Consider the following 12,597-nt stretch of genomic DNA (forward strand, 5'->3'; position numbering starts at 1 on the left):
TGGAACCTCCAGCGGCAGAGGCCTGTATCACGTCTGGCTTTGTGGGGAAGGCTCTTTATGCTGTACCTGAGGGGATCAAGATTCCGGGGTCTGTCTCTTCTGGGAGTTCTGACCTTTCTGCTGGTGGTATTCCTATCCTCGGCCCGGGCTTCGGAGATCACTTTTTCGATCATCGGCCCTCATGAATATGACCTGCCGGTAGATTTCAAACCGTTCAATGTGTTCGTTCAGTATGGGGACGGTAATGCGACGGGAAATTACTATGACGGGCAGGGGTTACGCAGACCGGAGAAGGGCAGCCATACATGGTCGGGAATGAGCAAATATGTCCATTTCTGGACATTTGATTCAATCCCTCATGTCGGCTTTGCCTATGAGGTCATCCAGTCGGAAAGCTACCGTCTGGCCAACGGGACGAATTACGGGGGGCTGGGGCCGACCCTGACAGGGCCTGCCGTGTGGTTCAAGCCCAACGAGCACAGCACCTTTGGTATCCAGACCTTCATGCAGACACCCAGCGCAACCCGTAGGGCACTGAATCCGCAATACTGGTCCAACCTGTCGAGCTTCATGTTTGATTATGAATGGAAGTATTTCAGCTTTGATGGCGACCTTGGAGCGGTAGTGGCATCCACCATGCATAACAAGGGGGAGCATTCCTACCATCCGGGAACGGCCTTTCACAGCAATCTCCGTTTCAGCTGGAAGGCCAGCCGCATGTGGGAGCCGTTCTTTTCAATGGACTGGCAGAACAATGCCGGATGGCATGACAACACTCTGGGCCGTTCCGTGGCGGACAGCAGCAGCCGGGAAGTCACGCTGGGGGTTGGCCTGATGTGGAACATCAATCCGGCACTGGACATCACGACCCGCTATGCCCATTCGGTCGATGGCCGTTATGTGCCGGAGACCAATGCCTATTACTTCAAGCTGGTCTACCGTTTTTCCGGGGCACTGTTCTCACATTATTGAGTCCTGTCCAGGACCTTTTCTCCAGAACGCTGTATGAGGGGCGGATTCATGCAGTCAGAGGGAGAGGGCAGCGGATGATGGAAAGGCGCAGGCACTGGATGCTGGCACCGGAGATGGGCGGGCCGTTTCTGCTTCTGGTCATGGCGGTTCTGGGTCTGATTCTGGCCAACTCGCCGCTGCGTTCCGTCTATGCCCTGCTGGACAGGCCACTGGAGGGATCGGGTCCGTGGCACCTGTCCCTGCCCAGTATTGCCGAGCTGATGACCATTGGCCCGATGACGCTGTTTTTTCTCGTCATCACGCTTGAGCTGAAGAAGGAACTCGTTACCGGGCATCTTTCCAGCATCAGGCAGTGCCTCCTGCCCTGCCTGTCTGCTCTGGGGGGTGTGGCGGTTCCTGCGGGTCTCTACGCGCTGATCGCCGCGCCTGACCCGGCCCTTCATCCGGGATGGGCCATCCCGGTGGCGACAGATGCCGCTTTCACTTTGCCCATTCTGCTTGCTCTGGGGCGGCATGTCTCTGAAGGCGGGCGTGTCTGGCTGATGGCTCTGGCCATTTTTGATGATGTGCTGGGTATTCTGATCATTGCTCTTTTTTACGGGGGAACCTTGCACGCCCTGCCCCTCATGGGGGGAGTGGTGTTGACGGGGTTGCTGGCCTGTGCAGGGTGGCGGAAGGTGAACTGCCTGTGGCTTTATGGGGTTGGGGGCTGCCTGCTGTGGCTCTGTCTTCTGGAGGGAGGCCTGCACCCGACACTGGCAGGTGTTGTGGCCGGTCTCTGCCTGCCGACAGATCAGCAGAAGGGGCCGTCCCCTCTGGAACGTGTGGAACATGGCGTGTCGCCGTGGGTGACATGGCTGGTACTGCCAGCATTCGGCTTCGTGACGGTTGGCATCCCACTGCTGGACGTATCGGTTTCGGCCCTCAGCCTGCGCCTGATATGTGCCGTTGCTGTCGGGCTGGTTCTGGGCAAGACAGTTGGAATTTTCAGCATGACATGGCTTGCCATAAAACTGCGTCTGGCATCACTGCCAGCCCATACGTCATGGCAGATGCTTTTTGGCCTGTGCCTGCTCTGCGGTCTGGGCTTTACCGTCAGTCTTTTCATGGCGTCGCTGGCTTTTCCGACGTTCATTCTTCTGGTTTCCAGCAAGATCGGCATTCTCGTCGGCTCCTTCATCGCTGCCTTGAGTGGCTGGCTCTGGCTGCGGTTTATGGGGAGGGGCGTTTGAAGCATCTGGTTCAAGTTACGAGAGATAATCTTGATGGACTGGCGGCTCGACAGGGGCGTGTGGTCTCTGTATGGCGGGCGGAATATCCCGGTTTGTGGACCGGAACTGTAATGATGATCGGATGGAGGAAATACGCATGAGCCATGAGGAGACAGGCCCGCAGGACACTCTTCATTGTCCGGCCTGTGGTGACGCTGAAGGCCGTCCGGACAGGGAGCGTGGTTACGCTGCCCGGAAGAAACGCCGCCAGTCTGCGCCGCTGACACCGTCAGGTCGCCCTCTGCTGGAGCCGCCGGGCGGGCAGAAGAAAGTTCTGCTCCATTCCTGTTGCGCTCCCTGCTCCGGTGAGGTGATGGAGGCGATGACGGAATCCGGCATTGACTACACCATCTTTTTCTACAATCCGAACATCCATCCGGAGCGGGAATATCTTCTGCGTAAGGAAGAGAATGTCCGTTTTGCGGAGGCAAACAATATTCCGTTCGTGGATGCGGATTATGACAAAGACAACTGGTTCGAGCGTGCCAAAGGCATGGAATGGGAGCCGGAACGGGGTGTACGCTGCACGATGTGCTTTGACATGCGTTTTGAGCGCACGGCCCTGTATGCGCATGAACATGGTTTTCCTGTCATGACGAGTTCTCTGGGCATTTCCCGCTGGAAGAATATGGCCCAGATCAATGACTGTGGTGCCCGTGCCGTGGCCCCGTATGAGGGGCTGGATTACTGGGACTTCAACTGGCGCAAGGGCGGTGGTTCTGCCCGCATGATCGAGATCAGCAAACGGGAGAAATTCTACAAACAGGAATATTGCGGCTGTGCCTATTCCCTGCGGGATACCAACAATTTCCGTCGGTCCAAGGGGAGACCGGCCATCGTGCTGGGTGAGGAGTTCTACGGCGAGGAGGACTAGACGACCCTGCATCGTCGGCCCATCATGTAGGAATCAGGCCTGAAGGTGGGGAGGGTGGCATGAAAATTGCGATCGTGTGTGATTCCTTCAAGGAAAGTCTGGCCCCGCTGGATGTGGCTGAGGAAATAAAGGCCGGTTTCTCCCGTGTATTCCTGGAAGCAGAGTATCTCTGCCTGCCAATGGCTGATGGTGGGGAAGGCACGGTGGAGGCCCTCGTGCAGGGGACGGATGGTGAGCTGGTACACTGTTCCGTCACGGGGCCGCTGGGGGAGCCTGTTCAGGCATTTTTTGGTGTCAGTGGGGATGGGCAGACGGCCATCATCGAGATGGCCGCTGCGGCTGGTCTTCCTCTTCTGAAAACCGAGGAACGGAATCCTCTGCACACGACAACTTACGGGGTCGGAGAACTTGTTCTTGCGGCTCTGGAAAGGGGCTGCCGTCATGTCATTCTAGGGCTGGGGGGCAGCGCAACGAATGATGGCGGGGCTGGCTTTGCCCAAGCCCTTGGTGCCCGGTTTCTGGATGCTGAAGGGCAGGAACTGCCACCCGGTGGTGCGGCCCTGTCCCGGCTGGCAAAACTGGACCTTTCAGGCGTGGACAGGCGTCTGTCTGGCATCACGTTGGAAGGAGCCTGTGACGTGACCAGCCCGCTGACTGGTCCACAGGGGGCTTCATATGTTTTCGGTCCCCAGAAAGGAGCCAGTCCGGACGATGTGACCCGCCTTGATGAGGCCCTGACCCATTATGCGCAGATATTGTCGGACCAGTGTGGCCGGGATGTTGCGGTCGTTCCCGGTGCGGGAGCTGCAGGCGGGCTGGGTGCCGGGCTGCTGGCCTTCACGGGGGCCATTTTGCGGCCCGGTGTGGAGATTGTGGCGGATCAGTTACGGCTGGCTGAGCGTTTCGTGGATGTGGACCTTGTCATTACTGGCGAGGGCCGGATGGATGGGCAGAGTGCACAGGGCAAGGCCCCGATGGGCGTGGCGCAGGTCGCCAGAGCGCAGGGCAAGCCTGTCATTGCCATTGTCGGCTCTACGGGTGATGGCGTGGACGGAATGCATCAGGTCGGCATTGGTGCGTTTTTCGATACGGTCCCACGGCCAGCAACATTGCCAGAGGTGCTGCGGCAGGCACGGGAGAATGTCCGCCGGACGGCGGAAAATGTGGCGGCCACGCTGAAGATGGGCATGGTCATGGGGTCGGAACACCATCTGGAAGGCGGAGTCCGGACGGTGGGGCCGTGATGCCCGTGACCTTGAAAGACGGCACGATACCACCATATTTCTGTGTCCATATGCCCCTGTGGGTGGCTGTCCGTTACTGAAATTCAAGTAGGCTTTATGAAGCGTTATTCTGTTCGTCAGATCATGATTCGCATGGGGGCTGGCCTGGGGCTGGTGACCATGCTGTCTGCCCCGGTGCAGGCGGCCGGATCGGCTCCTGCCCCTGCGGCTTCAGCTTCCAAGGCCTCGTCAGCTCCTGCCGTGGTGAGTACGCCCCTGCCAGCGGTGCCTCTCGTCATGGGGCAGCCGGAAGGTGATTTTGGCTGGGCCGGTGTGGCGGCAACCCTGCGGACGCAGCTGGACCGGGATCAGGGCGTGCTGCGCTCGGTGGGAGGGGCACTTGCTCCTGCCAAGGCACCGCCAACCGGGCGGGTGCTGGACAGTTACGCCCAGCAGATAGGGCAGGTCCGTCAGCATGTGACGGATGGTCTGGCGCAGATCCAGTCTTATGAAAGTTCCATGAATTCCCTGCTTCAGGTGCTGGGGACCAAGGCGGAGGATGGAGAGGACAGTTCCATTACCCGTCAGCGTGTCATTGCCCGGAAGACATCGTTGAGCATTGCTGCCTTGCTGGTGCGGATGCGTGTCTGTGACCTTCAGACAAAACAGGTGGAGAGCCAGCTGAACGACCTGCGCCGCAAGGTGCAGCAGGGTGCCCTGGTCCGGCATGTGGCGACACCGCTGAGTGTCGGCTTCTGGCAGCGGGCTATTGCTGACGGCTATACGACATTCGAGGAGATCGGGGGAGCCGAGCTGACTGTTCTGATCGGTGTTCTGGGTGTCGGCTGTCTGGTTGGTCTGTTTGGATGGGGCCTGCGGCGTCTGACAGTGCTTGTTCTCGGTTCAGCCCGGATACAGGCGAGCTGGGGAGGCGTGATCCGTACCCAGCGTGCCCTGGGGAGCGTGCTGGCGGGCGTAATGTGCGGTCTGCTGGCAGAAGCTCTCTGGCAGGGGTGGCAGGCCGTGGCCTTCAATGGTGAGGGTGTCCCCATTGCACAGGGGCTGTATCTGACGCAGGCCCTGCCTGTCTGTGCCTTCATTGTTGGGGCTGGTGTCTCTCTCTCACGGTGGCTGCTGGGGAAGAACTGTCTGCCGTGCAGCCTGCTGCTGGGTGGTGGCATCCTGTTTTATGGGGCCTTGCGGACAGCCGAGGTGAGCCGGGACATCGGCCCCGGGATTGATACCGTGCTGGAAGGGGCTTTTGCCCTCACATCCGCCGTCCTTCTGTATCTGACCTGTCGCTCCAGCAAGCGTCAGCAGCAGAGCGGGGATTTTTCGGGGGGAGCCGGTGCCGGGCAGGATATTGGTTCCCTGCTCATCCAGCATATTCCGCTGCATGGGATTTCCGCTCTGCTCCTGGGGGTGACAGGCATTGCCGTTCTGAGTGGCTATATTTCTTTTGCCTTCCTGCTGAATGACTGGGTGCTGACGTTTCTTTATTCCTTTGGCGTGGTCATGCTGCTCATGCAGGCATGGCGGGACTTTGCCCAGTTCGTCTTTTCGGCCCAGAGCCGTCTGGGGCGTCTGTGGAATGAGCTGGAGCTAAGTGCCCGCCGTCTTGCACAGGTGGAAGTCATCAGCACCGCCCTTGTCGGGCTGAGCCTTATCATGGTCTTCATAGCCCTGTTACAGGGGCGGAATGGCGTTTCCTTCATCGGGACATGGCGGCAGCTTCAGCATATCTTTGGGGGTGGCATGCTTTTCGGTGTGCCGTTCTCTCCACGGGCCGTGGTGGATTCAGCCCTGCTGCTCATTGGGGTCTATTACCTGATCCGGTTTCTCCAGCAGTGGCTTCATACCCGTTTATTTCCGGTCACGTCTCTGGATAGTGGGGCGCAGACCTCCATCATCAGTATCCTGACCTACACGCTGTGGATTGCGGCCGGACTGAAACTGCTTTCCATGATCGGCATTTCCGTCCAGAACCTGACATGGGTTGTCAGTGCCCTTTCCGTTGGTGTCGGCTTTGGTCTTCAGTCCATCGTCAAGGACTTCATTTCCGGTCTGATTCTTCTGGCCGAGCGTCCGGCACAGGCGGGGGATAAAATCACCATCAGCGGCAATACGGGTGTGATTCAGCGTGTGAATGTCCGGGCAACGGATATCCGTTTGCCGAACGGGACGACGCTGATCGTGCCCAACTCCCAGTTCATCACGGCCAATGTGCAGAATTACAGTGCAGGCCATAACCCGCTGAAGATGAATCTTGTTTTCGCCGTCCCGACCAATGTCAATCTGGACAAGGTGCAGGCACTCTTCATGCTTGTCGTGGCTGAGCAGCCTGATGTTTTGAGGGACCCGGCCCCGCAGAGCTGGCTGGGTGAAAGGATCGGGGATACGGTGGATGCTACGCTGGCCATCTATACGGCCCGTGGCACCAACAGTGATGCCGTGCGTACTGCTGTGGTTGGGGCCTTGCTGGACCGGTTCAGCAAGGAGGGTATCAGCCTGTTCGTGACACAGGTGACAGCGACTGTGCCTTCTGATGCGTCGTCTTCCGATACATCTGGTAGCGATGCCCCATCCGGTGATGCTGCCCTCTCCTGAAGAGGGTCTGCTTCCAGTAGTCTGGACATGAAAAAAGCCGGGTAACATCCCGGCTTTTTCAGTCCATGACTTTTATGAAGTCTCTGGTCCGGTCTTACTTGCCGTCAACGGAACGGGCAATCTCGGCAACGAGCTTGAGAAGATAAGCGCGGTCGATCTTCGTGTTGGGACCTTCAATGCGGACCACATCCTGCACCAGAGCGAAGATCAGGTCTTCGCGGGACATGTTGCGGGCCAGATTGACTTCTTTCTGAGACATGCGGGTAAATCCTTTCAACAGAGGGAACGGCAATGCCGGACGGGCTGACACCCGACGGGAGGCCACCGTGTAAACCTTTTAGCAGTCTTTGTGGTGGGAGGTCACGGGGGGCAAATGAAAAGATCGTGACCATATCGGGGCATGTGTCTTTTTGTTTTACTTCATGGAACCTTTATGAAAGGTTCCCTGGGTTCCGGGTGTTTCCTGATTCTGAATGACCGGCATGACATTCCGGTTTTCATGAAGGTCAGCCTCCCATTGCCGATGGGAACGGAACGGTCCCTCTGCGGATACATCTCGTTCAGGACAGATTATGATAGCGCGTTTGAAGAGTTTCTTCCTTTCAGCCGAGGCAACAACCAGAGTGGCGATCAGTCCGGTCCGCCCGGTACTGACAGCCATCACAGCCTGTCTGCTGCTTCTGGCAGCGGTATGGATTATTCATCCTTTCCTGCCGCCTATCATCTGGGGCGTGACCATTTCTATTACGCTCTGGCCGCTGGTCCTGCGCCTTCAGAAGGTCTGTTTTGGCAGCCGGTCAGCGGCGGTATTTTTCACCGTGCTGGCGGCGGTGGTCATTTTCTTCCTGCCGGCAATATTCGTGATCGTCATTTTTGCACGGCATGTTGATGATGTGTCCCATTTCATAGCCATCCTGCCGACCCTGCAGCTGCCTGCGGCTCCGGCATGGGTGGGGCATCTCCCTTATGTGGGAGGGGACATCGTTCCATTCTGGGATCATCTGAGAGAGAACAGCCTGCCGACCCTGCTGCGGCGGGTCACGCCGTCACCGGAGAAGATTTTCCATGCGTTCCTGTTCTCGGCAGGAAGTCTCGGTTCCCTGCTTCTGGAGTTCGGCCTGACACTGGTTGCCATGGTGCTGATTCTGGGAAAAGCGGAGGGGATCATCTGTCTTCTGGAGACGGTCAGCAGCCGTCTTGGTGGCAGGACAGGCCGTTCCCTCCTGAAGCAAGCGGAGATCACGACCCGTGGTGTGGCATTGGGCGTTACGCTGACAGCCATTGTTGAATCCCTGTTTGGATGGATCGGCCTCATGGTGGCCGGTGTGCCGATGGGCAGCGTCGTGGCGGCGGTGATGTTTATTTCCTGCGTGCTGCAGTTCGGGGGGGGCTGGGTGATGTTCCTCAGCACTGTCTGGCTCTATTTCACGGCACCGCTATTACATGCCATCATCATGCTGCTGTTTGCTCTCGTGACTGTTGCGGGTGACAATTTTCTCCAGCCGCTCATTATCCGGCGTTATGTGCGGATTTCCGTTGTCATCATCATGCTGGGGGCTTTCGGGGGACTGTCCACACTTGGCTTTGCCGGTGTCTTCATCGGCCCGACCCTGCTGTATCTGACTGAAAAGATGATCCGTGACTGGGCGGGGCTTCCTTCAGAAGAGGACAGGGAGGCCGTGTCCGACGAGTGAACGGACATCCCCTCTGACAGGTGCTTTCATTGCCGGTTGGGTCTGGGGCGGAGTGTATGGAAGGCTCCACCCCAGAGGCACAGGCTGGCAATGGCGAAAGCGATGGTCAGTTCTGGTGAAACGGGAGTCTGTGTGGCCGTGTGATGCAGCGTTACGGTCAGGACGGCAGCGGAAAGGAACATGGCTGCAAGAGCCAGCACCACGCCACGGCAGAGACGCCGGGGCAGGACACAGTAGCTGAGAAGGCTCAGGAGCATCAGGGCATAATAGAACAGGCTGGCCTGCTGACAGGCTTTTTCCATCATGTGGGAGGAAGCGTCCTTCAGGGCCGTGATGGGATACAGATGGCTTGTGAACGGACTGAGGGCCACGAGGCCGCAGAGGCCTAGCAGGCAGCCAAGCAGTGTTCCTTCACTCAGGCGGCTCAGCCATGACGTGGCAAGGGTATCCACAGGGGCCGTCTGTCCCGGCACTTTGTGGCGGTGGGTATTGAGCCAGAGCTTGTTTGCCGTGTGGAAGAAGCCCACCCCACACAGCCCCAGTATCACATAGAGCCAGCGGACGAATTCGCCGCCAAAGCTGCCAAAATGCAGGGCGAGGCACCATGTCAGCATGTGGCGGGCAAGGCTCTGCCGACCGGGCAGATTCTGGCTGTCGAGTACGGTTCCCGTATGGGGGGCCATCAGGACGGCACCCCGATCCCGTCCGATGAGGGGGTTGTGAGGGTCCGTGCCTTCAATGAGCAGATAGGGCTGGTCTGAGGGGGGAAGACTGCGAAGACCATTGGCGTTGTAGAGGGGGGCGTGGAGAGCCAGCCGCTCAGGCAGGCTGTCCGTTCCGTGAGGCCCCAGAACATAATCCAGCGTGAGGGGCTGAAATTCCGGGGCAAGGTTCTGCATCTGTTTCAGGGCGGTGATGGGCGGCAGGGGAGCCGAAGAGGCCGCTGCATGAGGGGGAGACATGGCCTCAGTGCCGGAGCAGGGTGGCAGAAGAGGGGCAAAGGCGAACAGGGCCACTGTCAGGGCGATAATGAGCTGGAAGGGAAGGGAACAGAGGCCCAGCAGGCTGTGCAGGTCAAGCCAGAGCCGTCGGGCATGACCCTCCAGCCGTACCGTCATGAGGGTCCGCCATATGCCGGGCAGGAGCAGAATGACCCCGGAAAGCAGGGCCAGCCCGTAAAGGAGGCAGAGGATGCCGACAAAGGGCATCGCCCAGTTCTCGGGCAGGGGCAGGCCCATACGGCGGTGCAAACCCCCGATGACATTGGGGACGGGTGACGGAATCATCTGGTAGAGCTGGATGGTTCCTGGTGCAGGCTGGCTGACGAGAATCTGGGAGGCTGGCAGGCCCAGTGGAAGTTCCGGTCCCACAGGGATGCTGAGACTGGCTGAGCCGGGTGTGGTGAGCGTCAGCCTGTAATGGAGAGCGGGGGCTGGATGCTGCCCGGTTCCGGGTGGGGTGAGTCTGTCCAGTATGGTGGGAATGTCTGCCAGTGGAATGTTTCTCTGTGCGGGCAGGTGGGGCTGGCTCCATTGCTGGAGCGGGGTGGCGAACAGTGTGACGGTTCCCGCCAGAAAACCCACGGAGAGCATGCTGCCCGTCATAATGCCGATCCAGCCGTGAAGGGACCGGTAGCGGATGGCCAGATGCTGGAGTTTCTGCCAGTTGCCGATGCCGACGCAGAGGGTCAGGGCGATCATTCCTGTCAGACAGCCGCCCATGACCAGCAGGGACAGGCCTGTTGCCCCGTAGGGCTGAAGGAAGGGAATGTGTCTGGCGGCCCAGCATGAGGCCAGGAGGCAGAAGGCAGCAAGGATGCTGCCCATGACCAGGCGCATCCAGAGGGCGGACGTGGAATGAGGTCGTGGAGGAAGGATGCGCTCTGCCCGGGCCGCTGGGGGTTTCATCCCGGTGTATGGGAACGGTAGGTGCGGAAGAGTGCCCAGAAGACCGGCATGAAACAGAGCAGGGCCATGCTCCAGCCCCCCAGGCAGAAGAAGGCACTGACAGGCCCGAAGACAGGCGACCACAGCACCCATGCCAGCCCACCGGACAGGGCCAGACCAGCCAGACCGGCGGAACGGCTCAGTCGTGCGGGGCGAGGGGTATGACCGGGGAGCTGAATCCAGAGCAGCATGACCCAGGCAGTTCCTGCCAGCAGCCCAGCCCAGAAGAAAAGGGGGTCAGTCACCATCCCCGTCATGATTGTCTCTCCCATCCTGCCGTGCCAGCCCGCCAGTTTTCCCTGTCATTTCAGGGGGTAGTGACGGCAGGCACGGCTCATGTCATGGACCTGACTTTATGTGAGGCCGGATGGGAGCGTCAAATATGTATTATTTATACAGGATAAAGGAAACCCTTATAAAACCAGGGGTTTACAGCTTCAGGGCGATCCGTTCACTGTCTCCGGAAAGGTAGACGTTTGCGGATGCCACTGAGTGGCCCGGCAGCGGCAAAACCGAGAAGCAGTGACGCAGCGACGGTCAGCTGAAAGAAGAAGTGGCAGGAGGACGACACGATTCTGTTCTCCAAGGTGAGGGCAACATGAGGGAACTCTGTGCTACCAGTAATTAATTTTTCGTAATAGAGAAATGGTGTTTCGTATTTTTTTCATGAAATGTGAAAACATGCTGTTTTCATTACCTGTTTCATATAGGTTCAGGTGCGCCCTGAGATGTCCGTGACAGGTATCGGGCCATTCTGGGGAGGCTTGTGCAGGACCTGTCAGAATGAGACAGTCCCTGTGGATGCAGTCAGGACGGAAGGGGCATGATGATGAAGATTCGGCCAGCCAGAGGCGAGGACATCACCGCCATTACTGAGATTTACAATCATGCGGTCAGTACGACCACGGCCATATGGAATGAGCGGACGGTCGATGAGGCCAACCGGATGGAATGGCTGACGGCGCATGAGGAGGCGGACCTGCCCGTTCTGGTTGCCGTGGATGCTGAGGACAGGGTTGCAGGTTACGCCACATTCGGCCCCTGGCGGGCCTGGGATGGCTACCGTCATACGGTGGAACATTCCGTTTATGTCCATAAGGACAGACGGCGGGCCGGCATCGGGCAGTCCCTGATGACGGCTCTGCTGGAAGAGGCCCGTCAGCGGGACTATCACGTCATGGTGGCCGGAATTGAATCAGGGAATGCCGGGTCCATTCATCTGCATGAGAAGCTGGGTTTTTCGGCTGTGGGGCAGTGCCGGCAGGTTGGATGCAAGTTCGGCCGCTGGCTGGACCTGACCTTCATGCAGATCATTCTTGATGACCGTTCCCAGCCGGACTGATCCTGCCTTCATGGTGTCGGCCATCATTGGCCCGGCAGGTTGTGCGCCTCTGGTCATACTCGTTCTGGAATAGTAATAAAGTTGCGGGACATGATCTGGTCATGACCCGTCCTGATGGTTACGGTGGTGACAGCAGAATGAAGGATTATGTGATGAAAATGACAGGATACAGGGCTGCCAGCCTGTGTGGAGGCCTGATGGCTCTTTCCATGGGGGCGGTTGCCAGCGTGGCACCGGCCCGGGCGGAAGGGCTGGACCGTGTCTATGGCGTGCAGGCCCAGCTGTCACCGACGCCTCTTGTGGCTGGCAGTAATGCCGCTTCCACGGCGGATCTGCTCAAGACCCAGCTCGGCCCGAATTTCCGGCAGAAGCAGGAGCTGAAGGTCGTGTCCATCGGGCAGGGACAGTATAGGCTTGGTCAGTACCGCATGAGGGTCCGGCTACATCATGGCCCGAATGGCAGTTATGACAATGGCACGATGAGCTACGTGATCTCTGCCAGCCTGAGCCGGATGAGCAGTGACCATACGGCTTCCATCTTCACAAGGGTACGGGGTGTCCTGAAGCTGCATGACGGTCAGGCTGCGGGAACACTGCCTGCCAACCGTTATTTCACGGGTACGGTACAGATCAACGCCATTGCAGCAAAGCTGTTCTGACAGAAGTGA

Annotated in this window: 11 protein-coding genes; 8 read left to right on the forward strand and 3 right to left on the reverse strand. The window is 58.7% G+C overall.

Annotated elements, in window-relative coordinates; translation table 11 throughout:
* Nucleotides 1-57 precede the first annotated feature (57 nt).
* From NQF87_RS04325 to NQF87_RS04345, 5 genes are all read left to right on the forward strand, one after another.
* Nucleotides 58-972, forward strand: coding sequence for a transporter (locus NQF87_RS04325; RefSeq protein WP_266127198.1), 915 nt, complete (start codon nucleotides 58-60; stop codon nucleotides 970-972).
* A gap of 74 nt (nucleotides 973-1,046) precedes the next feature.
* Nucleotides 1,047-2,204 carry a Na+/H+ antiporter NhaA gene (gene nhaA, locus NQF87_RS04330; protein WP_266127199.1) on the forward strand — a complete coding sequence of 386 codons (1,158 nt, stop codon included), beginning with the start codon at nucleotides 1,047-1,049 and terminating at the stop codon, nucleotides 2,202-2,204.
* A 136-nt stretch (nucleotides 2,205-2,340) separates the two neighbouring features.
* The gene (locus NQF87_RS04335; protein WP_266127200.1) at nucleotides 2,341-3,117 is read left to right on the forward strand and encodes an epoxyqueuosine reductase QueH; all 777 of its coding nucleotides are present in this window, start codon (nucleotides 2,341-2,343) and stop codon (nucleotides 3,115-3,117) included.
* 59 nt (nucleotides 3,118-3,176) lie between these two features.
* On the forward strand, nucleotides 3,177-4,361 hold the full coding sequence (locus NQF87_RS04340; RefSeq protein WP_266127201.1) for a glycerate kinase: 1,185 nt from the start codon (nucleotides 3,177-3,179) through the stop codon (nucleotides 4,359-4,361).
* A 96-nt stretch (nucleotides 4,362-4,457) separates the two neighbouring features.
* Nucleotides 4,458-6,947, forward strand: coding sequence for a mechanosensitive ion channel family protein (locus NQF87_RS04345; RefSeq protein ID WP_266127202.1), 2,490 nt, complete (start codon nucleotides 4,458-4,460; stop codon nucleotides 6,945-6,947).
* 94 nt (nucleotides 6,948-7,041) lie between these two features.
* Here NQF87_RS04345 and NQF87_RS04350 read toward each other — a convergent pair whose 3' ends face one another.
* Complete coding sequence (locus tag NQF87_RS04350) at nucleotides 7,042-7,206, reverse strand: hypothetical protein (protein WP_182040047.1); 165 nt, start codon at nucleotides 7,204-7,206, stop codon at nucleotides 7,042-7,044.
* 313 nt (nucleotides 7,207-7,519) lie between these two features.
* Here NQF87_RS04350 and NQF87_RS04355 point away from each other — a divergent pair, with 313 nt between their 5' ends.
* A complete protein-coding gene (locus NQF87_RS04355; protein WP_266127203.1) occupies nucleotides 7,520-8,641 on the forward strand; it encodes an AI-2E family transporter in 1,122 nt (373 codons plus the stop codon).
* Between the two features lie 26 nt (nucleotides 8,642-8,667).
* Here the strand turns inward: NQF87_RS04355 and NQF87_RS04360 are convergent, their stop codons facing one another.
* Entirely contained in the window at nucleotides 8,668-10,467 is a 1,800-nt protein-coding gene (locus tag NQF87_RS04360) for a PepSY-associated TM helix domain-containing protein (protein ID WP_266127204.1), read from the reverse strand.
* A gap of 77 nt (nucleotides 10,468-10,544) precedes the next feature.
* The gene (locus tag NQF87_RS04365) at nucleotides 10,545-10,859 is read right to left on the reverse strand and encodes a hypothetical protein (RefSeq protein ID WP_266127205.1); all 315 of its coding nucleotides are present in this window, start codon (nucleotides 10,857-10,859) and stop codon (nucleotides 10,545-10,547) included.
* 551 nt (nucleotides 10,860-11,410) lie between these two features.
* Between NQF87_RS04365 and NQF87_RS04370 the strand changes: the two genes are divergently transcribed.
* Together NQF87_RS04370 and NQF87_RS04375 are read left to right on the forward strand one after the other, a co-directional pair.
* On the forward strand, nucleotides 11,411-11,929 hold the full coding sequence (locus NQF87_RS04370) for a GNAT family N-acetyltransferase (protein ID WP_323670707.1): 519 nt from the start codon (nucleotides 11,411-11,413) through the stop codon (nucleotides 11,927-11,929).
* 101 nt (nucleotides 11,930-12,030) lie between these two features.
* Nucleotides 12,031-12,588: a hypothetical protein gene (locus NQF87_RS04375; protein ID WP_266127206.1), complete on the forward strand. Its 558-nt coding sequence runs from the start codon at nucleotides 12,031-12,033 to the stop codon at nucleotides 12,586-12,588.
* Nucleotides 12,589-12,597 lie beyond the last annotated feature (9 nt).

Source organism: Bombella dulcis, from assembly GCF_026385505.1.
In the GTDB taxonomy this organism is placed as follows: Bacteria; Pseudomonadota; Alphaproteobacteria; order Acetobacterales; family Acetobacteraceae; genus Bombella; species Bombella dulcis.